This window comes from Streptomyces klenkii (assembly GCF_003626645.1).
GTDB classification, from domain to species: domain Bacteria; phylum Actinomycetota; class Actinomycetes; order Streptomycetales; family Streptomycetaceae; genus Streptomyces; species Streptomyces klenkii.
This window is the reverse complement of the sequence record NZ_RBAM01000005.1, coordinates 62,896-84,110: the sequence shown is the minus strand read 5'-3', so window position 1 is coordinate 84,110 and position 21,215 is coordinate 62,896. Positions and strand designations below refer to the sequence as shown.

Here is a 21,215-nt window from a genome sequence, read left to right as displayed (position 1 = left end):
CGGCACCGCGCCGTGATGCCCGAGTGGCTCGCCCTCTACTACCGCGAGCCGCTGGAGCTCACCCACGGCGAGGGCCGCCACGTGTGGGACGCCCAAGGCCGGCGCTACCTCGACTTCTTCGGCGGCATCCTCACCACCATGACCGCCCACGCCCTGCCCGAGGTCACCAAGGCCGTCGCCGAGCAGGCCGGCCGCATCCTGCACACCTCCACCCTCTACCTCGACCGGCACATGGTCGAGCTCGCCGAGCGCATCGCCGCCCTCTCCGGCATCCCCGACGCCCGCGTCTTCTTCACCACCTCCGGCACCGAAGCCAACGACACCGCCCTCCTGCTCGCCACCTCGTACCGCCGCTCCAACCAGATCCTGGCGATGCGCAACAGCTACCACGGCCGCTCCTTCTCCGCCGTCGGCATCACCGGAAACTCCTCCTGGTCACCCACCAGCCTCTCCCCGCTCCAGACCCTCTACGTCCACGGCGGAGTGCGCCGGGCCGGCCCCTACGCCCACCTGTCCGACGCCGGCTTCACCGCCGCCTGTGTCGCCGACCTCAAGGACATGCTCGGCCAGACCCACGGCCGGGTGGCCGCGCTGATCGCCGAACCCATCCAGGGCGTCGGCGGGTTCACCGCCCCGCCCGACGGCCTCTACGCCGCCTTCCGCGAGGTCCTCGCCGAGCGCGGCATCCTCTGGATCACCGACGAGGTGCAGACCGGCTGGGGCCGCACCGGCGACCACTTCTGGGGCTGGCAGGCGCACGCCGAGCACGGCCCGCCCGACCTCCTCACCTTCGCCAAGGGCATCGGCAACGGCATGTCGATCGGCGGCGTCGTCGCCCGCGCCGAGGTCATGAACTGCCTCGACGCCAACTCCATCTCCACCTTCGGCGGCAGTCCCGTCACCATGGCCGCCGGCCTCGCCAACCTCACCCACCTCCTCGAACACGACCTCCAGGGCAACGCCCGCCGCGTCGGCGGCCTGCTCATCGAGCGGCTCCGCGCCATCACCGCCGGCTTCCCCGTCGTCCGCGAGGTGCGCGGCCGCGGCCTGATGACCGGCATCGAGCTCGTCGAGCACGACGGATCGCCCTCACCGGAAGGCGCCTCCCTCGCCCTCGAACTCGCCAGGGAAGAAGGCCTGCTGATCGGCAAGGGCGGCCGCGAGGCCAACGTCCTGCGCATCGCCCCGCCGCTCTCCCTCACCGTCGCCGAGGCGGAGGAGGGCGCGACCACCCTCGAATCCGTGCTGCGCCAAGTGCAGTTCACCATCGCCGGAAAGGAACGGCCATGACCACCACGGCCATCCGCGGCGGCCTCGTCATCACCGCCGCCGAGGAGACCCACGCCGACGTCCTCATCGAGGACGACAAGGTCGCGGCCCTCGCCGCGCCCGGCAGCGCCTGCGCGCAGAGCTGGCACGCCGACCGCACCCTGGACGCCACCGGGAAATACGTCATCCCCGGCGGCGTCGACGCCCACACCCACCTCGACCTCCCCTTCGGCGGCACCGCCTCCTCCGACGACTTCGAGACCGGCACCCGCGCCGCCGCCTGGGGCGGCACCACCACCATCGTCGACTTCGCCGTCCAGAGCCGCGGCCGGGCCCTGCGCGAAGGGCTCGACCAATGGCACGCCAAGGCCGCCGGCCGCTGCGCGATCGACTACGGCTTCCACATGATCCTCTCCGATGTGAACGAGAGTTCCCTCAAGGAGCTGGACCTGCTGGTGGAGGAGGGCGTGACCTCCTTCAAGCTCTTCATGGCCTACCCCGGCGTCTTCTACAGCGACGACGGGCAGATCCTGCGCGCCATGCAGCGCGCCGCCGGCAACGGCGGGCTGGTCATGATGCACGCCGAGAACGGCATCGCCATCGACGTCCTCGTCGAACAGGCCCTCGCCGCGGGCCGCACCGACCCCCGCTACCACGGAGAGGTCCGCAAGGCCCTCCTGGAGGCCGAGGCCACCCACCGGGCGATCCAGCTCGCCCGCGTCGCCGGCAGCCCCCTGTACGTCGTGCACGTCTCCGCCGAGGAAGCCCTCGCCGAGCTCGCCCAGGCCCGCGACAAGGGCCTGCCCGTCTTCGGCGAGACCTGCCCGCAATACCTCTTCCTCTCCACCGACAACCTCGCCGAGCCGGACTTCGAAGGCGCCAAGTACGTCTGCTCCACCCCGCTGCGCCCCCGCGAGCACCAGGACGCCCTCTGGCGCGGCCTGCGCACCGACGACCTCCAAGTCGTCTCCACCGACCACTGCCCCTTCTGCTTCTCCGGCCAGAAGGAGCTCGGCCGCGGCGACTTCTCCAAGATCCCCAACGGCCTGCCCGGCATCGAGAACCGCATGGACCTCCTCCACCAGGCCGTGGTCGAAGGCCGCATCACCCGCCGCCGCTGGATCGAGATCGCCTGCGCCGCCCCCGCCCGGATGTTCGGCCTCGCCCCGCACAAGGGCACCATCAGCCCCGGCAGTGACGCCGACATCGTCATCTACGACCCGCACGCCGAACAGACCCTCTCGGCCGCCACCCACCACATGAACGTCGACTACTCGGCCTACGAGGGCAAGCGCGTCACGGGCCGCGTCGAGACCGTCCTCAGCCGCGGCGAGACGGTCATCGACCGGCACACCTACACCGGACGCGCCGGCCACGGCCGCTACGTTCCCCGCACCACCTGCCAGTACCTGACGTAATCGCGCACCTGCTCACGCACTTGCTCACGCACCTGCGCAACGACGCACCACGTATGACGTAAGGAGCACCGCCGTGGACTTCGGCCTCGTCCTGCAGACCGACCCGCCCGCCACCGCCGTCGTCGAGCTGATGCGCCGCGCCGAGCGCTCCGGCTTCCGCTACGGCTGGACGTTCGACTCCGCCGTGCTGTGGCAGGAGCCGTTCGTCATCTACAGCCGCATCCTGGAGCACACCGAGCGGCTCGTCGTGGGGCCGATGGTCACCAACCCCTCCACCCGCACCCCCGAGGTCACGGCCTCCACCTTCGCCACCCTCAACGACATGTACGGCAACCGCACGGTCTGCGGCATCGGCCGCGGCGACTCCGCGATGCGCGTGGCCGGCCGCAAGCCCAACACCCTCGCGTCGCTGCGGGAGTCCATCCGGGTCATCCGCGACCTCGCCGAGGGGCGCGAGGCCGACGTCGGCGGCACGGCGCTGCGCATCCCCTGGATCCGCGACGGCAAGCTCCCCGTCTGGATGGCCGCCTACGGCCCCAAGGCCCTCGCCCTCGCCGGCCAGGAGGCCGACGGCTTCATCCTCCAGCTCGCCGACCCGTTCCTCACCGAATGGATGGTCAAGCACGTCCGCGAGGCGGCCGCCGAGGCCGGCCGCGACCCGGCCTCGGTCACCATCTGCGTCGCCGCCCCCGCCTACGTCGGCGACGACCTCGACCACGCCCGCGAGCAGTGCCGCTGGTTCGGCGGCATGGTCGGCAACCACGTCGCCGACCTGGTCGGGCGCTACGGCGAGCACTCCGCCATGATCCCCGAGGCGCTCACCGCCTACATCAAACAGCGCCACGGCTACGACTACAGCCACCACGGCCGCGCCGGAAACCCCTCCACCGACTTCGTCCCCGACGACATCGTGGACCGCTTCTGCCTCCTGGGCCCCGCCCAGGCCCACCGCGAACGCCTGGAACACCTCCGCGAGCTGGGCGTCGACCAGTTCGCGCTCTACGCCATGCACGACGCGAAGGAGGCGACGATCGACGCGTACGGGAGGGACATCATCCCGGCGCTGAGCTGAGCTGAGCTGAGTCAGGCTGCTTGGACGCCGGGACGCCGGGACGCCGGGACGCCGTCCCACGGCCTACGGCACCCGGGCCGTCCACTCCTCGGAGGAGAACTTCGTCGCCGCCAGTTCCTCCGCCCGTGCCATCTCCTCGGGGGTGACCGAGCCCGCCGCGAGGCCGTACCGGTCGCGGAAGGTGTCGATCATCTTCCCGATGACATCGGCGCGCGGCAGGCCGGTCTGGCGGCGGAGGGGGTCGACGCGCTTCTTGGCGCTCTTCGTGCCCTTGTCCGACAGCTTCTCCCGGCCGATGCGCAGCACGTCGAGCATCTTGCCGGCATCGATGTCGTAGGCCATGGTCACGTGGTGCAGCACCGCGCCCCGGTCGCCCACCAGGCGCTTCTGGGCCGCGCCCGCGATCTTGCCCGCCTCCGTGGCGATGTCGTTGAGCGGCTGGTACCAGGCCTTGACGCCCATGGCCTCCAGGGCGCCCAGGACCCAGTCGTCGAGATAGGCGTAGCTGTCGGCGAAGGACAGGCCTTGGACGAGGGCGTCGGGGACGCACAGCGAGTAGGTGATGGTGTTGCCGGGCTCGATGAACATGGCCCCGCCGCCGCTGATGCGGCGGACCACCGTCATGCCGTGGCGCTCGGCGCCCTCCCGGTCCACCTCGTTGCGCAGCGACTGGAAGCTGCCGATGACCACCGCCGGGGAGGCCCATTCCCACACGCGCAGCGTCGGCGGCCGCCGGCCGGCCGCCACCTCGGCCGTCAGGACCTCGTCGAGGGCCATGTGCAGGGCGGGGGACTGGGGGCCGTCGTGGATCAGCTGCCAGTCGTAGTGGTGCCAGTCGGTCGCGTTCGCCAGGGCGCGGCGGACGGCGACGCCCACGGACTCCGCGGTGAAGCCGAACATCACCGTGCCCTCCGGCAGGGCCGCCTCGATGCGGGCGCCGAGCTGCGGGGCGGTCAGGTCGGCGGGCGCGCCCTCCAGGGCGCGGCTGAGGGCGAGGAACGCCTCGTCGGGTTCGAGGAAGAAGTCCCCGGCCACCCGTACGTCGTGCAGCACCTGACCCTGCGGGGTGGACGCGGTCTCCAGGTCCACGACCACGAGTTTGCCGCCCGGCACCTTGTATTCACCGTGCACGGCGCCTCCTCCAGCTTCTCTTCCCAGGCCGGCACTGCCGTCCGGCGACGGATCAACCGTAACGCCGTCCCGTGGGTCGCCGTGCCGCCCCGTGGCGCACCCGTGAGCCCTTGCGCATCCGCTGTCCGGTCTGACGTGATGGACGCCATGTTCACCACCCGGCCCACCCTGCAGGGCACCTTCGGCATGGTGTCGTCCACCCACTGGCTCGCGTCGCAGTCCGCGATGGCCGTCCTGGAGAGCGGCGGCAACGCCTTCGACGCGGCGGTCGCGGCGGGCTTCGTCCTGCACGTCGTCGAGCCGCACATGAACGGGCCGGCCGGGGAGGTGCCCGCGGTGTTCGCGCCGGCCGGCGGCCCGGTGCGGGTCCTCGCCGGGCAGGGGCCGGCGCCGCGCGGCGCGACCATCGAGCACTACACCTCGCTCGGCCTCGACCTCGTCCCCGGCACCGGCCCCCTGGCGGCCGCCGTGCCGGGCGCGTTCGACGCCTGGATGCTGCTCCTGCGCGACCACGGCACCAAGCCGCTCGCCGACGTTCTGTCGTACGCCATCGGCTACGCCGAGCACGGCCACGCCCCCGTCGAGGCCATCGGCCGGACCGTGGCCACCGTCCGCAGGATCTTCGAGACCGAGTGGACGGCCTCGGCCGAGGTCTACCTGCCCGGCGGCCGCCCGCCCGCGCCCGGCACGCTCCTGCGCAACCCCGCGCTCGCCGCCACCTGGCGCCGCCTGATCACCGAGGCCGAAGCCGCCGGCGGCGGCCGCGAGCAGTGCATCGACGCGGCCCGTCGCGTATGGCGGGAGGGCTTCGTCGCCGAGGCCCTCGTGGCCGCCGCGGCCCGCCCCACCCTCGACACCTCCGGCGAACGCCACACCGCGCCCCTCACCGGCGACGACCTCGCCGGCTTCCGGGCCGCGTACGAGGAGCCGGCCCGCTACGACTGGAACGGCTGGACGGTCTGCAAGCCCGGCCCCTGGTCGCAGGGCCCGGTCCTGCTCCAGCAGCTCGCCCTGCTCGACGGCCCGCCGGACTACGGCACCCCTGAGTACGTCCACACCCTCATCGAGGGCGGCAAGCTCGCCATGGCCGACCGCGAGGCCTGGTACGGCGACGCCGCCGACGTCCCGCTGAAGGACCTGCTCTCGGAGGGCTACAACTCCGCCCGCCGCGCCCTGATCGGCGACCTCGCCTCGTACGAGCTGCGCCCCGGCAGCCCCGGCGGCCGCAGCCCGCGGCTGGCCCGGCACGCCGTCGCCGCCGCGGAGCGCACCGCTCCGGCACCGGCGCCGGGTGCGGGCGAGCCGACCGTCACCGTCAGCGGCGCGACCCGCGGCGACACCTGCCACCTCGACGTCGTCGACCGCTGGGGCAACATGATCTCGGCGACGCCCAGCGGCGGCTGGCTGCAGTCCAACCCCGTCGTTCCCGGGCTCGGCTTCCCCCTCGGCACCCGGCTCCAGATGGCCTGGCTCGAACCGGGGCTGCCCAACTCCCTGACCCCCGGGCGCCGGCCGCGCACCACCCTGACCCCGTCGCTGGCCCTGCGCGACGGCGAGCCCGTCCTCGCCTTCGGCACGCCCGGCGGCGATCAGCAGGACCAGTGGCAGCTGCACTTCTTCCTCGCGGTCGCCCTGCGCCCGCCCGTGCGCGGCGGCCTCGATCTCCAGGGCGCGATCGACGCCCCCAACTGGCACCACGAGTCCTTCCCCGGCTCCTTCCACCCGCGCACCATGGCGCCCGGCTCGGTCGTCGTCGAACGGCGCCTCGGCGAGAGCACGATCGGGGAGCTGCGGCGGCGGGGCCACCGGGTGACGGTGGGGGAGGCGTGGTCGGAGGGGCGGCTGTGCGCGGTGGCCCGCGACCCGCGGACGGGCGTGCTGTCGGCCGCCGCCAACCCGCGCGGCATGCAGGGGTACGCGGTGGGCCGCTGAGCGGGGTGCCGGGGGCGGCGTCCCGGGGGCGCCCGGGGCGGTGGGGGCCTGCGTTCACCGGGAGGACACCCGGAGGCCGCAGGGCCGCCACTGGTTGTCGGTGGGGCATGGTTCGATGGACTCATGCTCGAAGACTTTCTCGCAGGTGACATGAACGACGTCGAGGAGGCGGTCCGCAAGGCGGCCGCAGCCGAGATCGTGCCGCGCTTCCGGCAGCTCGCCGCGGACGAGATCGTCGAGAAGAACGGCCCGCACGACCTCGTCACCGTCGCCGACCGGCGCGCGGAGGAGCACCTCACGGCCTCGCTCACCGCCCTGCTGCCCGGTTCGGTCGTCGTCGGCGAGGAGGCCGTGCACGCGGATGCGGGCGTGCTCGCCGCGCTCGGCGGCGACGCGCCCGTGTGGATCGTCGACCCCGTCGACGGCACCCGCCAGTTCGTGCACGGCGACCCCGGCTTCGCGACGCTCGTCTGCCTCGCCCACCGCGGCGAGCTCCTCGCCTCCTGGACGTACGCCCCCGCGCTCGACCTGATGGCCGTCGCCCGCCGCGGCGCCGGGGCCGTGCTCAACGGCGAGCCGCTGAAGACCGGCTCGCCCGCCCCGGGCAAGGTCCTCGAAGTGGCGATCTCCCACTACGACTTCACCGACGACGAGCAGAAGCGCGTCCTCGCGACGCTCGTCACCGAGGGCGTCGCGCCGCGCCCCTGCGGCTCCGCCGGCCTCGAATACCTGAACGTGGCCCGGGGCGAGATCGACGGTCTGGCCTTCAGCTGGGAGAACGCCTGGGACCACGCCGCGGGCCTGCTGCTCGTCGCCGAGGCGGGCGGCGCGAGCGGGACCGTCGCCGGCGAGCCCTTCCGGATAGCCGGCGGCAACGCGCTCCCGTTCGCCGCGGCGCGGGACGAGGCGACGCTCCGTCATATCCTGGGGCTGCTGGCGTCCGCCGGCTGATCCCGGGGACGGGTCCGGAGACGGTCCCGACGGGTCCGGAGACGGTCCTGACGGGTCCGGAAAGGGACCTGCCGGATCCGTAAAGGGCCTGCCGGGTCCGGTAAAGGACCTGACGGGACATTTCGAGGACGAGGGGAGTGGCGTCCGGTGCCGACCATGCTCGACGCTGTCGTCGTAGGCGCCGGGCCCAACGGGCTCACCGCCGCCGTGGAGCTGGCCCGCCGCGGCCTGTCGGTGGAGGTCTTCGAGGCCGCCGACGGCATCGGCGGCGGCGCGCGGACCGAGGAGCTCACGCTGCCCGGCTTCCGCCACGACCCGTGCTCCGCCGTGCACCCGCTCGGCGCCGGCTCCCCGGCCTTCGCCTCGATGCCGCTCGACCGGCACGGCCTGGAGTGGGTCCACCCCGAGCTGCCCATGGCGCACCCCTTCCCCGACGGCACGGCCGCGGTCCTCTCCCACAGCGTGGGGGAGACGGCGCACTCGCTCGGCCCGCGCGACGCCGGGGCCTACCGCCGGCTCATCGCCCCCTTCCACGGCAAGTGGGACACCGTCGCGGCCGACTTCCTGCGCACCCAGTGGGACGGGCTGCCGCGCGACCCCGTCCTCTACGCGCGCTTCGGCCTGGCCGGCGTCCAGCCCGCGGCCCTGCTCACCCGCCGCTTCCGGGACGAGAAGGCACAGGCCCTGTTCGCCGGGCTGGCCGCGCACGGCATCTCCCCCCTCACCGGCATCGGCACGGGCGGCATGGCGCTGGTCTTCGCGCTGGCCGCGCACGCGGGCGGCTGGCCGGTGCCGCGCGGCGGCTCCCAGGCCATCGCCGACGCCCTCGCCTCGTACCTGCGCGTGCACGGCGGCACCGTGCACACCGGCTTCGAGGTCAAGCGGCTGGACGACCTCCCGCCCGCCCGCGCCTACGTGTTCGACACCTCGCCCACCGCCCTCGCCCGGATCGCGGGTCTCGGCAACGCCTACCACGGCTACCGGTACGGACCCAGCGTCTTCAAGATCGATTACGCCCTGTCGGGCCCCGTGCCGTGGACGGCGGAGTCCGCGCGCCGGGCCGGAACGGTCCACATCGGCCCCACGTACGGCGAGATCGACGCGGCCCTCGACGCGGCGCTGCACGGCCGCGACCCCTCGGTGCCCTTCCTCATCACCGCCCAGCCCAGCCTCGCCGACCCCACCCGCGCGCCCGAGGGCAAGCACACGTTCTGGGTGTACGGGCACGTGCCGAGCGGCTGGGAGGGCGATGCCACGGAGGTCATCGAGCGGCAGATCGAGCGGTTCGCCCCCGGCTTCCGCGACCTGGTCCTGGCCCGCGCCACGGCCGGGCCGCCGCAGCTGGCCGCCCGCAACGCCAACTACGTGGGCGGCGACTTCGCCATCGGCTCCGTGGCCGGCCTGCGCCTGATCATCCGCCCCAAGCTCGCCCGCGTGCCGTACGCGACGGCCCACCCGGCGGTCTTCCTCTGCTCCTCGGCCACGCCGCCGGGGCCGGGCGTGCACGGCATGTGCGGGCACCACGCGGCGAAGGCGGTGTGGCGGAGGCTGCGGAAGAGGTAGCGGAGAGGTTTACGGGACAGGCGCGCCGGCCGGGAGGGGCTACGCCGCCCGCGGCAGATCCCGCAGGATCCCGTTCCGTACGGTGGCGGTGTCGGTCCCCAGCTTCCGCAGGACGCCCGCCGTCACCTTGTCGTCCGGGTCGAGGATGCCCAGGACGACGTGTTCCGGGCCGATGTGGCGCTCCTTGCGGGCGAGGGCCTCGCGCAGCGAGCGCTCCAGGGCCTTCTTCGCGCGGGGCGCGAAGGGGATGTGGCCCGTCCGGCCGGGTTCGTCCCGGCGGCGGCGCCCGCCGAAGAGCAGGATCCGCCGCCGTTCCCCGGGAGGACCGGGCTGGTCCAGGGCGCCGGGCCCGAAAGTGTCCTCCGCCCGGGCCCGTACGGCCTCCAGGTCGATGCCGAACGCGCGCAGCGCCTCCGCGTCGCCCGTACCGAGGGAACCGGCGGGCGCCAGCGCGCCCCGGCACGCCTCCGGTGTGATCCCGAACCGGGCCAGCGCGGCGACCACGGGGGCGCCGGCCTGACCGAGCACGCCGAGCAGCAGGTGCTCGCTGCCGATCCAGGCGTGGCCCAGCGTGCGGGCCTCCTCCTGCGCCTGTACGACGGCGACACGTGCGTCCCGGGTGAACCGTTCGAACATGCCTACCTCCTGGCGTGTTTCTTGTGCACTGCCTGCCTGCTGACCCCGAGCGCGGCCCCGATCTCCTCCCAGGACCAGGCCTGCCGGCGCGCGCTGTCGACCTGAAGCGCCTCCAGGCGCTCGACGAGCCGCCGCAGCGCCGCGACGGCGTGCAGTCCCACGTGGGGATCGCTGTCCATGGCGGCCTCGGTGGTGCCGACCGCGTCCTTCGCATCCGTTCCGGCCATGCTGTCAACCTAGGATGACAAGTGCGGCCCTGTCAACCATTGTTGACAGGGCCGCACTTGATTCCGCGCCGCGTGATTCTGCTCAGCTGTTCTTCAGTGGGCGCTTGTAGTAGCTCCACGGGAAGTACGTGCCGACCTCAATCCAGCCGTCCGCCTCCATGCGCCGCCCGCGCCCGGCGACCGCGAACGGCACGCGGCGGTACTCCCACTGCCGGTCGGACGCCTCCACCGCGTGGTACAGCGGGCCGAAATCGACCAGCTCCCAGCGCTCCAGGCCCGCCTCGGCGAGGGCGGCCATCTCGTTGAACGCGGTCAGCATGGTGAGGACCCGGCGCTCGGGGGACCCCTTCGGCACCGCGGTGTCCTTGGCCGCGAAGCGCTGCTGCGCGGCCTGCCGGCTCACGCCCAGCAGGCGGCCGATGGTGTCCCAGCTGTGGCCCGCGGCCCGCGCGCCCTGCACGGCCTTGCGCAGCAGCCGGCTCGTCTCCTCGGCGCCGGTCCGGGTGGCGGACACCAGGCGCAGATAGCTCTCCGGATCGTGCTCCAGCGACTCGGCGAGCCCCTCGGGGGTGCCGAGGACGGCGCTCGCGACGGCCTCGCGGATGCGGGCCTCCTCCTCCGGGCTGAGCTGCGGAGTCTCGCTCATCGCTGCTCACCGCCGCGGAGGGGCTCGAGGGCGTCGAGGGTCGCCTCGTCGCGCTTCTTCTGCTCTGCGGCGTCGGCGGCGGCGGTGCTCTGCGCCTGCACGGTGCTGAAGAGGGCGCCTATGACCACGATGAGGAGGAGCTCCGCGCCGATGAGCGCGAGGAACGCCGGGGTGCCGAGGCTGTCGGCGAACCCCAGGGCGAGCGTGATCAGGGCGATGGCGCAGAGCAGCAGTCCGAGGGCCGTGTAGGCGAGGGAGGACTGCGGAGCGGCCGCGGGCCGCGACGAATCGATCATGACGTCAACTTTTCCTTGACGCCATCCCTCTTGTCAACTCTTCCTTGACACTCGCTCCGGGTCGTCCCGTGGCGACATCTCATCCGGTGCGCTACCCCGCCGTCAGCCGCTCCAGCAGCGCCGGAAGCGCCGTCCCGATCGGCTCGCGCACCAGCTCGTCGGCCCGGTCGTCGTACGGCGTCGGCTCCGCGTTGACGATGATCAGCCGCGCGCCGTGGTCGGCGGCCAGCCCCGCCAGTGACGCGGCGGGGTGCACCTGGAGGCTCGTGCCGACCGCGATGAACACCTCGCACGCCTTGGTCACGGCCACCGCCTCGCCGAGCACCTCCGGGTCCAGGCCCTCGCCGAACATCACCGTGGCCGATTTCAGGATTCCGCCGCACGTCTCGCACGCCGGATCCGGATCGCCCGCCGCGACGCGCTCCAGCGCGGCCTCCATGCTGGATCGCTCCTTGCAACGGGTGCACTGCACCGCCCGCGCGGTGCCGTGCAGTTCGAGGACCTTCCGCTCCGGCATTCCCGCCAGCTGGTGCAGCCCGTCGACGTTCTGCGTGATGACGCGTACGGGCACGCCCGCCCGCTCCAGGCGCGCCACGGCCTCGTGCGCGGCGTTCGGGCGGGCGCGCAGGGCGGGGCCGTCGCGGCGCATGCGCCAGGAGCGGCGGCGGATCTCCGGGTCGGACATGTAGTACGCGTACGTGACGAGCTTCTCGGCCTCCGGGTCGCGGCGCCACAGGCCGTTCGGGCCGCGGTAGTCCGGGATTCCGGAGTCCGTCGAGATGCCGGCGCCGCTGAGGATCGCCACCAGTGTCTTGCTTCCGCTGCCGTTGCCGGTGTTCATGGCGTGAGCGTACGGAGCGGGTGGAGGTGCGGCGAGCGGATTTTTGTGGAGATCTATCGACATTTTCGATGCCTGGTGACTGCTGGGGAAGGGGCGGGGGTTTGTGATGATTTATCGACTTTCCGGATAGTCATTCCGATGGAGTCGTTTTATATGAGCGGTACTCGCTCGTGGGGGTGAAGGAAACGGCGGCAACCGGGTCAAGAACCGGGCTCGCCTGGCGGGCGCGGGCCGACCCGTGTGTTCCTGTGCCACTCCGGGTCCCTTGGAGTGAAGGGAGCGACATGTCGCTAATTCGGAGACGGGCCGGGGCCTTCGTGGCGGGGAGCGGCGCGGTCGCGCTGGGGGCGCTGTTCGCCTTCTGCGCGTCGGCGGGCGGGGGCGGGGTGTCCGCGTTCGCGTCGGTGCCGGATCCCGTGCCGGCCGGGGACGGGGGCAGGCACGGTGGGGTGCCGGGCAAGGTGATCTCGCGGTTCGGCCAGAAGGTACGGAAGTCGCCGACGACTTCCGCGCCGGTCGTGGGGAGTTACGGCCCGGGGGAGCGGGTGAACATCGGCTGCAAGGGGGCCGGGGAGCGGGTGGAGGGGGACAGCCGCTGGTACCGGCTCGTGGGCGGGCGGGGCTGGATGAGCGCGCACTATGTGCGGGCGTTCGGGCAGGTGCCGGCGTGCGGGGGTGGGGGTCATGGGGGCCATGGCGGCGGCCACGGGGGCCCGGGCGGCCCGAAGGGCGATCACCCCGGGCCGCCCGGCCGGCCGGGACCGCAGGGCCCGAAGGGCGACCCGGGCCGCCCCGGCCCGCCGGGGGCGCGGGGCGACGAGGGTCCTTCGGGGCCCGCCGGACCCCCTGGCCCGCCAGGCGCGGCGGGCCCTCCGGGCCCGGGCGGGGCCAAGGGCGACCCGGGGGCGGTGGGCCCGGCGGGCCCGACCGGGGCGAAGGGCGAGAAGGGAGCCCCGGGAGTGGAAGGCCCGGCGGGCGCCAAGGGTGACAAGGGCGACCCGGGCGCGGTGGGGTCTGTCGGCCCGCCCGGGGGCATCGGTCCTGTGGGCCCTCCTGGCCTTGCGGGGCCCAAGGGCGACAAAGGCGATCCGGGAGTGGCGGGTCCTGCTGGGCTTGTCGGCCCTCCGGGCATCGCCGGAGCGAAGGGCGACAAGGGCGATCCCGGGGCTGCCGGCCCTGCCGGCCCTGCTGGTCCTCCGGGTGATGCGGGCCCCGCGGGGTCCGTCGGGCTCGTTGGGCCTCCTGGCCCTGCCGGTCCCAAGGGTGACAAGGGCGATCCAGGTGCCGTGGGGCTTGCGGGGCTGCCCGGCGCCGTGGGCCCCGAAGGGCCTGCCGGGCCCACCGGGCCTCCCGGCCCTGCTGGGGTCAAGGGCGACAAGGGGGACCCAGGGGTTGTCGGCCCTGCCGGTCCTCCCGGTGCCGCGGGTCCTGTGGGGTCGGTTGGTCCTGCCGGTCCCAAGGGTGACAAGGGTGATCCGGGTGGCGCGGGGCCTGTTGGGGCGGCCGGGCTCGTCGGTCCTGTCGGACCTCCCGGCGTCGCCGGAGCCAAGGGTGAGAAGGGCGATCCGGGGGCTGCCGGGTCTGCGGGTCCTCCCGGACCTGCCGGAACCAAGGGAGATAAGGGTGATCCCGGGGCTATCGGCCCTGCTGGGCTCACGGGTCCCGTTGGTCCCGCCGGGCTTGTGGGGCCTCCCGGGCCTGCCGGAGCTAAAGGTGACAAGGGTGATCCCGGGGCTATCGGCCCCGCTGGTCCCGCTGGGTTTACAGGTCCTGTCGGCCCTGCCGGTCTCGTAGGGCCTGTCGGGCCTGCCGGTTCCGTCGGACCTATCGGTCCCCCTGGTCCCGCCGGAACCACGGGCCCTGTCGGCCCCGCCGGTCCTGTGGGACCTGTCGGCTCCGCCGGCCCCGTAGGGCCTATTGGGCCTGCCGGTCCTGCCGGGAGTGCCGGCCCCGTTGGCCCCGTTGGCCCCGTTGGGCCCGTCGGGCCGCCCGGAGTGCCCGGGCCGGCCGGAGGGCCCGTTGGACCCGCAGGCCCCAGTGGGCCCATGGGGCCTGCCGGGCCTGTGGGGCCTCGAGGGGAGCAAGGGGATCCTGGACTCACCGGTCCTCCCGGGCCTGTGGGGCCCGTGGGGGCTGTCGGGCCTGGGGGACCCGCCGGGCCCGCTGGGTCCGTCGGGCCGGTCGGGCCGGCCGGTGCTCCCGGACCGAAAGGGGACCGAGGCGAGGCAGGTGTCACAGGCCCCGGCGGACCCGCGGGGCCGGCCGGAGCGGTGGGACCCGCGGGACCGGCAGGCCCCACCGGGCCCACCGGATCCGCGGGACCTTCGGGGCCCACCGGGCCTGTAGGTCCGGCCGGTCCCGTCGGACCCGCCGGCCCCAAAGGCGACCGGGGTGACCCCGGTACCACCGGCCCCGCCGGTCCGGGCACCGCAGGCCCGGCGGGTCCCACCGGACCGAGCGGCCCCACCGGGCCCGCGGGACCCGTGGGCCCTGTCGGAGCCACCGGGGCGACCGGCCCTACAGGGCCGGTCGGGCCGCAAGGCGCCAAAGGGGACACCGGAGGCACCGGGCTGACCGGACCGGTCGGGCCCGTAGGACCCGCAGGCCCTGCCGGGCCGACCGGCCCCACGGGGTCTACCGGTCCTGCCGGCCCCTCCGGTCCCGTAGGTCTTGCCGGGCCTAAGGGTGAATCCGGTGCTCCTGGCCCTGCCGGGCCTACCGGCCCCACGGGCTCCACCGGACCGGCCGGGCCGGCCGGCCCCTCCGGCCTCCCGGGGCCCGCGGGGCCGCAAGGGATCCCCGGGCCCGCCGGGCCCCCGGGGCCCTTGGGGCCGCAAGGCGCCCCCGGTGCCACCGGGCTCCCGCTCACCGTCGTGCAGGACCACTCCGTGCCGCCGCTCTCCCGTGACCAGCAGCTCCGTAGCCCCGTCTGTCCCGCCGGTACCCAGATCGTCGGTGGTGGGTACTACCAGCCCGGCAGCCGGACCGGTGCCCTGGAAAAGCTCGACGCGTACCCCAGCGTCATCGAGAACGCCTACCTGGTGGGCGTGAACAACACGAGCCCCACCGCCATCGACTTGCGCGTCTTCGCCGTCTGCCAGCCCGCGCCGACCAGTAATTGACCTACAGGTCAAAAAGACCTACCGTTTCCTTCATGGGAAGGCCCAAGCAGTTCGATCCGGACGCAGTCGTCGACAAAGCCATGGACGTCTTCTGGCGCAAGGGCTACGCCGCCACCACGCCCCAGGACCTCGTCGACGAGCTCGGCATCGGCAAGGGCAGCCTCTACCACTCCTTCGGCAGCAAGCACGCCCTGTTCGAGCGCGCGCTGGAGCGCTACCGCGACACCCAGGCCGCGGCGCTGGTGGGGCTGCTCGATCAGCCCGGCCCCGTCCGGCCGCTGCTGCGCTCCGCGCTGGAGCTGCTGATCGAGACGGACCTCGGCGAGTCCGGCCGCCGCGGCTGCCTGGCCGTGAACACCGCCACCGAACTCGGCGGCAGGGACGACGCCTCCACCGAACTCGTACGCCGCATGTTCGAGCGCACCGAAGGTGCCTTCAAGGCCGCCGTCGAGCGCGGGCAGCGCACGGGCGAGTTCGCCCCGGACCGCGACCCGGCCGCGGTCGCGAGCCTGCTGCTCGCGGCGCTCGTCGGCATGCGGGTCATAGCCCGCGCCCAGGGCGGCCGGGAGCGGCTGTGCCGCGTCGCGGACGCGGCGCTCGCCATGCTCTGAGTAGCCGGGCCGGCCGCCGAGCCCGCTCACCCGTACCCAAATTTTGTACCTTCAGGTAAAGAAAGAAGAGTACGTCATGGACCTCCACCTCACCGGCAAGACCGCCCTCGTCACCGGAGCGAGCCGCGGCATCGGCCTCGCCACCGTCCGCTCCCTCGCCGCCGAGGGCGTACGGGTCGTCGGCGCCGCCCGTACGATCACCCCCGAGCTCAAGGAGGCCGCCACCGCGGCCGTCGCCGTCGACCTCAGCACGCCCGACGGCGCGCGCACGCTCGTCGAGCAGACCCTCGCCGCGCTCGGCGAGGGGATCGACCTGCTGGTCAACAACGTCGGCGGCGGCGACGAGGTCGTCCTCGGCGGTTTCCTCGAGGCCGACGACGCCCAGTTCCAGGCAAACCTCGACCTCAACTTCCTCAGCGCCGTCCGCGTCAGCCGCGCCGCCCTGCCGTCCCTGACCCCGCGCCGCGGCTCCGTCGTCAACGTCTCCTCCATCAACGCGCGGCTCCCCGCCGCCGGCCCCATCGCGTACAGCGTGGCCAAGGCGGCGCTCACGGCCTTCGGCAAGTCCCTCTCCGAGGAGTACGGGCCGCAGGGCGTGCGCGTCAACACCGTCTCGCCCGGCGTGGTCCGTACCGCGATCTGGGAGGACCCGGACGGGTTCGGCGGCAAGGTGGCCGCCGCGGCCGGCGTCGACCACGCCGCGTTCCTGGAGCAGTTGCCGGAGCGCTTCGGCATGGCCAGCCCGCGGATCACCGAGCCCGGCGAGGTCGCGGCGCTCATCACCTTTCTGCTCTCCGACCGGGCGGCCAACATCACCGGCGCGGACCACGTTATCGACGGCGGCACGGTGAAGACCGTCTAGCCGGCCGCCCCGTCCGGTTTAGCCCCCGCCCTGCCCCTCGTCGTCGCGGTCGCGGACGCTGTCCGCGACCCGGCGCAGCCGCGCGTGGCGCACCGGGCCCGGGGCCCGCTCCTCGATCACGTCGCCGACCATCGTCCGCAGCGCGTCCCGCAAGCCGTGCATCGCGTGGTGCCGGGCCGGGCCCGCCCCCGGGTCCTCGCGCAGCTCCGACATCAGCGACCAGCACAGGGCCAGCATGACCAGCACGAACGGCAGGGCGACCAGGATCGTCGCCGACTGGAGCGACTGGAGCCCGCCGGCCACCAGCAGCACCGCCGCGACCGCCGCCATCAGCACCCCCCACGTCACCACCAGCCACGTGCGCGGGTGCAGCGCGCCGCGGCTGGAGAGCGAGCCCATCACGAGGGACGCGGAGTCCGCGCTGGTGATGAAGTACGTCATGACCAGCGCCATCGCGATCCACGAGGTGAGCGTCTCCAGCGGCAGCGTGTCCAGGAGGGCGAACAGGGACGCCTCCGCGCCGTCCTTGACGGTCCCGGCCATGTCGGCCGCGCCCGTCATGTCCAGCCGCAGGGCGCTGCCGCCCATCACGCAGAACCACACGATCGTCGCGCCGCTCGGCACCAGCAGGACGCCGATGAGGAACTCGCGGATCGTCCGGCCGCGCGAGATGCGGGCGATGAACGTGCCCACGAAGGGGGCCCACGACAGCCACCACGCCCAGTAGAAGATCGTCCACGCGCCGAGCCACTTGGAGTCCGTGAACGCGCCCGTGCGCGTCGCGAGGGTCAGCAGGTCGTGCAGGTAGCCGCCGGTGGCCGCGGGGATGGTGTTGAGGACGAAGACCGTGGGGCCGAGGAGGAAGACGAAGAGCATGAGGCAGGCGGCGAGCACGATGTTGAGCGTGCTGAGCCACTTCACGCCCTTGTGCAGGCCGGAGAACGCCGACAGCACGAACGCGGCCGACAGGCCGCCGATGATGACCAGCTCCAGGGCCGTGCTGTCCTTCACCCCGGTCGTGATGTTGAGGCCCTTCGACACCTGGAGGGCGCCCAGGCCGAGGCTCGTCGCCGTGCCGAACACGGTGGCGAAGACCGCGAGCAGGTCGATGACCCGGCCCGGCCAGCCGGCCGCCCGCTCCTCGCCCAGCAGCGGCACGAACGCCGAGCTCAGCCGGTTGCCGCGGCCCTTGCGGAAGCCCGCGTAGGCGAGGGCGAGGCCCGCCATGCCGTAGATCGCCCACGGGTGCAGGGTCCAGTGGAAGAACGAGTACTCCAGCGCGGTACGGGCCGCGGCCGGCGTGTTCGCGGTGACGCCGCTGCCGGGCGGCGGGGAGACGAAGTGCAGGAGCGGCTCGCCGACGCCGTAGAACATCAGGCCGATGCCCATGCCCGCGCTGAACATCATCGCGATCCACGCGAGGTTGCTGAACTCCGGCTGGTCGTCGTCCCGGCCGAGCCGGATCCGGCCGAAGCGGCTGAAGGCGATGACCACGCACAGGGCGAGGAAGACGTCGGCGGCGATCACGAACAGCCAGGCGAAGTTGGACAGCACCCAGTTCAGCGCCGACTTCGTCACCCGGTCGAAGGAGTGCTTGCCCAGCGCCGCCCACGCGACGACCGCGAGCACCGCCGCGCCGCCGATCGCGACCAGGGCCGCGTCCGGGGGCTCCTCCCGGCCGCCCGGGGCGGCGGGGGCGTGCGGGTCGGCCGGATCGTGCGCTCGGGTGCTCATGACGCCCCACTATGGCCGGAAGAGTACGGAATTGGGCGGACTGGCACGCCGCGCGCGGGCATGGGCAACGGCGGATCCGCCCCGGTAGGGTCCAGGCGGCACGGCCGGGCTCGAAGCGAGGGGTGGCGCGCAATGACGGACGCCGTACGGGTGCTCATCGCCGCGGACAAGTTCAAGGGCTCCCTGACGGCCGTCGAGGTCGCCCGGCACGTCGCCGCCGGGCTGCGGCGGGGCGCGGACGCCGCCGGCCGGCAGCTCGACGTCGCCGCGCTGCCCGTCGCCGACGGCGGGGACGGCACGGTCGACGCGGCGGTCGCCGCCGGCTTCGCGCGGCGCGAGGTGACGGTGACGGGGCCGGTGGGGGCGCCCGTCACCGCCGCGTACGCGCTGCGCGGCGGCACCGCGGTCGTGGAGATGGCCGAGGCGTCCGGGCTGCGGCGGCTGCCGGGCGGGGTGCCCGCGCCCCTCACCGCCACCACGTACGGGACCGGTGAGCTCCTGCGGGCCGCGCTCGACGCGGGCGCGCGCACGCTCGTCCTCGGCATCGGCGGCAGCGCCACGACGGACGGCGGGGCCGGGATGCTCAGCGCGCTCGGCGCGCGGCTCCTGGACGCCTCGGGTGCGCCGGTCCGGCCCGGGGGAGCGGCCCTGGCCGGGCTCGCCACGGCCGACCTGTCGGGGCTCGACCCGCGGCTGCGGGCCGTCGGGCTCGTCCTTGCGAGCGACGTCGACAACCCGCTGACCGGGCCGGCGGGCGCCGCGGCCGTCTACGGGCCGCAGAAGGGCGCCGGCCCGGACGACGTGGCCCTGCTCGACGCCGCGCTCGCGCACTACGCCGCCGTGCTCGACGGCGGCGCGCTCACGGGCGCGGCCGGTGCGGGCGCCGCGGGCGGGCTCGGGTACGGGGCCCTGGCCGGGCTCGGCGCGGTCTTCCGGCCCGGCATCGAGGTCATGCTCGACGTCCTCGGCTTCGCCGGCGCCCTCGCCGGCACGGACCTCGTCATCACGGGTGAGGGCTCCCTCGACGCGCAGACCCTGCGGGGCAAGGCGCCGGTGGGGGTGGCCGGGGCGGCCCGCGAACGGGGCGTGCCGGTCGTGGCCGTCTGCGGCCGGCTGGCCCTGTCCACGGAGGCCCTGTCGGCGGCGGGCATCGGGCGCGCGTACGCCCTGACGTCCCTGGAGCCGGACCCTGCCCGCTGCATGGCCCTTGCCGGGCCCCTGCTGGAACGCGTCGCAGAACGCATCGCGGAGGACCACTTCCGGTAGCCCGGCACCGCCGGGCACGTCCGGTGGGGGTTGTCCGCCGCCGCCCGGCAAGGCAAAAGGGCGGCCCCGGACCCAAAGGTCCGGGGCCGCCCCGCTTGGTCAAACCCGCTACGGCAACTGCGTCGCCCTCGCCTCGCGGCGGTTGTCGCGGAAGGTGTTCACCCGGCGTGCCGTCGCGAAGAGGGGGATCACCGCGCCCAGGACGACCTGGAGCGCGCAGCCCGTCTGGAGGAGCAGCTCGCCGCCGGGCGCGTCGAACGCCCAGGCCGCCAGCAGGCCCATGCTGAGCACGATCCAGCTGAGCATCGCCACCGCGAGGCGACCCCGCGGCTTGGGGTACTCGACCCGGCTCACCATCAGCCACGCCACGCCCACGATCGCGAGCAGCGTCGGGACGAACGGCAGCTCCAGCAGCACGATGGAGACGACCGTGAGCGCCCCGAAGGGGCTCGGCATGCCCTGGAAGATGCCGTCCCGCAGCTGGACGCACGAGAAGCGCGCCAGTCTGAGGACGACCGCCAGCAGCACCACGACCGCGGCCACGGCCGACACCCGCTGGTGGGCGTCGTCGGCGACCATGCCCCACACGACCACGAAGTACGCCGGGGCGAGCCCGAAGCTGATCAGGTCGGAGAGGTTGTCCAGCTCCGCGCCCATCGCCGAGCTGCGCAGCTTGCGCGCGACGAGCCCGTCGAAGAGGTCGAAGACCGATGCGAGCAGCATCAGTATGACCGCGGTGGCCGCGCTGTGGCGGGCCATGCCGCCGTCCTCGTTCCCCGTGAGGTGGGGGATGAGGACGCCGGTGGTGGTGAAGTACACCGCCATGAACCCGCAGATCGCGTTACCGAGCGTGAGCGTGTCCGCTATTGAGAGCCGGGTGGACAGCGGGATGGTCTCCGCGTCCTCGGCCTCGTCCGCCTCGGGCACCCAGGATGCCTCTTGATCAATCACGGTCAAGGCGTGTCACCCCCGCGGTGGTCTTCTGGCCGACCTCGACCGCCACCTCGACGCCCTCCGGGAGGTAGACGTCGACGCGCGAACCGAAGCGGATCAGACCGATCCGCTCACCCTGCTCCACCTTGGTGTCCGCGGTGAGGTAGGGCACGATGCGACGGGCGACGGCACCGGCGATCTGCACCATCTCGATGTCGCCGAGCTCGGTGTCGAAGTGCCAGACGACGCGCTCGTTGTTCTCGCTCTCCTTGTTGAACGCCGGAACGAAACCGCCGGGGATGTGCTCGACGGACGTCACGGTGCCGGCCAGCGGCGCCCGGTTGACGTGGACGTTCAGCGGGCTCATGAAGATCGCGACACGGGTGCGCCCGTCCTTCCACGGCATGATGCTCTGCACCACGCCGTCGGCCGGGGAGATGACCCGGCCGGTGGCGATCTCGCGATCGGGGTCGCGGAAGAACCACAGCATGCCCGCCGCGAGCGCGGTGGTGGGCACGGCCAGCGCGGCCCAGCGCCCGGAGCGCCGGGCGCGGGAGAGGCTTACCGCCGCCGTGGCGACGGTCGGGAGGAGCCACGGCGATGCTCCGCGCGCGAGGCGAACGCCGGCGAGGCTGTCGCGGTGTGCAGAGGAAGAGCTGTGGGGCATGGGTGACCTTCGTAGCGGAGGGTGCCGCGAAACGATTG

19 protein-coding genes and 1 pseudogene are annotated in these 21,215 nt (G+C 73.7%); 11 read left to right on the top strand and 9 right to left on the bottom strand.

Going from position 1 to position 21,215, the window contains the following annotated elements:
• The first annotated feature begins 15 nt into the window (after window positions 1–15).
• The 3 genes from D7231_RS13590 to D7231_RS13580 all read left to right on the top strand — a co-directional run bounded on the left by D7231_RS13590 (window position 16) and on the right by D7231_RS13580 (window position 3,759).
• Window positions 16–1,290 carry an aspartate aminotransferase family protein gene (locus tag D7231_RS13590; protein WP_120756015.1) on the top strand — a complete coding sequence of 425 codons (1,275 nt, stop codon included), beginning with the start codon at window positions 16–18 and terminating at the stop codon, window positions 1,288–1,290.
• Entirely contained in the window at window positions 1,287–2,687 is a 1,401-nt protein-coding gene (hydA, locus tag D7231_RS13585; protein WP_120755681.1) for a dihydropyrimidinase, read from the top strand. Before D7231_RS13590 ends, hydA begins: the two co-directional genes overlap by 4 nt.
• A 73-nt stretch (window positions 2,688–2,760) precedes the next feature.
• Window positions 2,761–3,759: a TIGR03842 family LLM class F420-dependent oxidoreductase gene (locus D7231_RS13580; protein ID WP_120755680.1), complete on the top strand. Its 999-nt coding sequence runs from the start codon at window positions 2,761–2,763 to the stop codon at window positions 3,757–3,759.
• A gap of 63 nt (window positions 3,760–3,822) precedes the next feature.
• On the opposite strand, the gene D7231_RS13575 is transcribed toward D7231_RS13580, so the two are convergent.
• Window positions 3,823–4,890 carry a lipoate-protein ligase LplAB gene (locus tag D7231_RS13575; protein WP_120755679.1) on the bottom strand — a complete coding sequence of 356 codons (1,068 nt, stop codon included), beginning with the start codon at window positions 4,888–4,890 and terminating at the stop codon, window positions 3,823–3,825.
• 147 nt (window positions 4,891–5,037) lie between these two features.
• On the opposite strand from D7231_RS13575, the gene D7231_RS13570 reads away from it, so the two are divergent.
• From D7231_RS13570 to D7231_RS13560, 3 genes are all read left to right on the top strand, one after another.
• The gene (locus tag D7231_RS13570) at window positions 5,038–6,822 is read left to right on the top strand and encodes a gamma-glutamyltransferase family protein (protein ID WP_120756014.1); all 1,785 of its coding nucleotides are present in this window, start codon (window positions 5,038–5,040) and stop codon (window positions 6,820–6,822) included.
• A gap of 123 nt (window positions 6,823–6,945) precedes the next feature.
• A complete protein-coding gene (locus D7231_RS13565; protein WP_120755678.1) occupies window positions 6,946–7,773 on the top strand; it encodes an inositol monophosphatase family protein in 828 nt (275 codons plus the stop codon).
• Window positions 7,774–7,920: 147 nt separating this feature from the next.
• On the top strand, window positions 7,921–9,336 hold the full coding sequence (locus D7231_RS13560) for a phytoene desaturase family protein (RefSeq protein WP_120755677.1): 1,416 nt from the start codon (window positions 7,921–7,923) through the stop codon (window positions 9,334–9,336).
• 39 nt (window positions 9,337–9,375) lie between these two features.
• Here the strand turns inward: D7231_RS13560 and D7231_RS38330 are convergent, their stop codons facing one another.
• From D7231_RS38330 to D7231_RS13535, 5 genes are all read right to left on the bottom strand, one after another.
• Window positions 9,376–9,972: a Clp protease N-terminal domain-containing protein gene (locus D7231_RS38330; RefSeq protein ID WP_120755676.1), complete on the bottom strand. Its 597-nt coding sequence runs from the start codon at window positions 9,970–9,972 to the stop codon at window positions 9,376–9,378.
• Between the two features lie 2 nt (window positions 9,973–9,974).
• Window positions 9,975–10,199: a helix-turn-helix domain-containing protein gene (locus D7231_RS13550; RefSeq protein WP_120755675.1), complete on the bottom strand. Its 225-nt coding sequence runs from the start codon at window positions 10,197–10,199 to the stop codon at window positions 9,975–9,977.
• A gap of 82 nt (window positions 10,200–10,281) precedes the next feature.
• Window positions 10,282–10,845, bottom strand: coding sequence for a hypothetical protein (locus tag D7231_RS13545; protein ID WP_120755674.1), 564 nt, complete (start codon window positions 10,843–10,845; stop codon window positions 10,282–10,284).
• Window positions 10,842–11,141, bottom strand: a complete 300-nt coding sequence (locus D7231_RS13540; RefSeq protein WP_120755673.1) for a hypothetical protein — start codon at window positions 11,139–11,141, stop codon at window positions 10,842–10,844. The genes D7231_RS13545 and D7231_RS13540 overlap by 4 nt, the downstream gene beginning before the upstream one ends.
• A 91-nt stretch (window positions 11,142–11,232) precedes the next feature.
• A complete protein-coding gene (locus D7231_RS13535; RefSeq protein ID WP_120755672.1) occupies window positions 11,233–11,982 on the bottom strand; it encodes an SIR2 family NAD-dependent protein deacylase in 750 nt (249 codons plus the stop codon).
• A gap of 284 nt (window positions 11,983–12,266) precedes the next feature.
• Between D7231_RS13535 and D7231_RS38470 the strand changes: the two are divergent.
• The 4 genes and pseudogenes from D7231_RS38470 to D7231_RS13510 form a co-directional block, all read left to right on the top strand.
• Window positions 12,267–12,614 (top strand): annotated as a pseudogene (locus D7231_RS38470) (SH3 domain-containing protein); the annotation flags it as partial.
• A gap of 2,241 nt (window positions 12,615–14,855) precedes the next feature.
• Window positions 14,856–15,104 carry a hypothetical protein gene (locus D7231_RS37460; RefSeq protein ID WP_241999736.1) on the top strand — a complete coding sequence of 83 codons (249 nt, stop codon included), beginning with the start codon at window positions 14,856–14,858 and terminating at the stop codon, window positions 15,102–15,104.
• 32 nt (window positions 15,105–15,136) lie between these two features.
• A complete protein-coding gene (locus tag D7231_RS13515) occupies window positions 15,137–15,715 on the top strand; it encodes a TetR/AcrR family transcriptional regulator (RefSeq protein WP_120755670.1) in 579 nt (192 codons plus the stop codon).
• Between the two features lie 76 nt (window positions 15,716–15,791).
• Window positions 15,792–16,577, top strand: coding sequence for an oxidoreductase (locus tag D7231_RS13510; RefSeq protein ID WP_120755669.1), 786 nt, complete (start codon window positions 15,792–15,794; stop codon window positions 16,575–16,577).
• An 18-nt stretch (window positions 16,578–16,595) separates the two neighbouring features.
• On the opposite strand, the gene D7231_RS13505 is transcribed toward D7231_RS13510, so the two are convergent.
• Window positions 16,596–18,311, bottom strand: a complete 1,716-nt coding sequence (locus D7231_RS13505; RefSeq protein ID WP_120755668.1) for a BCCT family transporter — start codon at window positions 18,309–18,311, stop codon at window positions 16,596–16,598.
• A gap of 132 nt (window positions 18,312–18,443) precedes the next feature.
• On the opposite strand from D7231_RS13505, the gene D7231_RS13500 reads away from it, so the two are divergent.
• Window positions 18,444–19,577 (top strand): glycerate kinase, encoded by a 1,134-nt coding sequence (locus D7231_RS13500; RefSeq protein ID WP_120755667.1) that lies wholly within the window; start codon window positions 18,444–18,446, stop codon window positions 19,575–19,577.
• A 108-nt stretch (window positions 19,578–19,685) separates the two neighbouring features.
• Here D7231_RS13500 and pssA read toward each other — a convergent pair whose 3' ends face one another.
• Both pssA and D7231_RS13490 read right to left on the bottom strand, forming a co-directional pair.
• Window positions 19,686–20,534, bottom strand: coding sequence for a CDP-diacylglycerol--serine O-phosphatidyltransferase (gene pssA, locus D7231_RS13495; protein ID WP_120755666.1), 849 nt, complete (start codon window positions 20,532–20,534; stop codon window positions 19,686–19,688).
• Window positions 20,521–21,177, bottom strand: a complete 657-nt coding sequence (locus D7231_RS13490; RefSeq protein WP_120755665.1) for a phosphatidylserine decarboxylase — start codon at window positions 21,175–21,177, stop codon at window positions 20,521–20,523. Before D7231_RS13490 ends, pssA begins: the two co-directional genes overlap by 14 nt.
• Window positions 21,178–21,215 lie beyond the last annotated feature (38 nt).

Excerpts from the sequence above, each read along its gene's own strand:
- D7231_RS13515 (WP_120755670.1), top strand. The coding sequence starts at position 15,137 with ATGGGAAGGCCCAAGCAGTTCGATCCGGACGCAGTCGTCGACAAAGCC.
- D7231_RS13545 (WP_120755674.1), bottom strand. The coding sequence starts at position 10,845 with ATGAGCGAGACTCCGCAGCTCAGCCCGGAGGAGGAGGCCCGCATCCGC.
- D7231_RS13500 (WP_120755667.1), top strand. The coding sequence starts at position 18,444 with ATGACGGACGCCGTACGGGTGCTCATCGCCGCGGACAAGTTCAAGGGC.
- D7231_RS13535 (WP_120755672.1), bottom strand. The coding sequence starts at position 11,982 with ATGAACACCGGCAACGGCAGCGGAAGCAAGACACTGGTGGCGATCCTC.
- D7231_RS13490 (WP_120755665.1), bottom strand. The coding sequence starts at position 21,177 with ATGCCCCACAGCTCTTCCTCTGCACACCGCGACAGCCTCGCCGGCGTT.
- hydA (WP_120755681.1), top strand. The coding sequence starts at position 1,287 with ATGACCACCACGGCCATCCGCGGCGGCCTCGTCATCACCGCCGCCGAG.
- D7231_RS13570 (WP_120756014.1), top strand. The coding sequence starts at position 5,038 with ATGTTCACCACCCGGCCCACCCTGCAGGGCACCTTCGGCATGGTGTCG.
- D7231_RS13590 (WP_120756015.1), top strand. The coding sequence starts at position 16 with ATGCCCGAGTGGCTCGCCCTCTACTACCGCGAGCCGCTGGAGCTCACC.
- D7231_RS38330 (WP_120755676.1), bottom strand. The coding sequence starts at position 9,972 with ATGTTCGAACGGTTCACCCGGGACGCACGTGTCGCCGTCGTACAGGCG.
- D7231_RS13510 (WP_120755669.1), top strand. The coding sequence starts at position 15,792 with ATGGACCTCCACCTCACCGGCAAGACCGCCCTCGTCACCGGAGCGAGC.
- D7231_RS13505 (WP_120755668.1), bottom strand. The coding sequence starts at position 18,311 with ATGAGCACCCGAGCGCACGATCCGGCCGACCCGCACGCCCCCGCCGCC.
- D7231_RS13540 (WP_120755673.1), bottom strand. The coding sequence starts at position 11,141 with ATGATCGATTCGTCGCGGCCCGCGGCCGCTCCGCAGTCCTCCCTCGCC.
- D7231_RS13565 (WP_120755678.1), top strand. The coding sequence starts at position 6,946 with ATGCTCGAAGACTTTCTCGCAGGTGACATGAACGACGTCGAGGAGGCG.
- D7231_RS13550 (WP_120755675.1), bottom strand. The coding sequence starts at position 10,199 with ATGGCCGGAACGGATGCGAAGGACGCGGTCGGCACCACCGAGGCCGCC.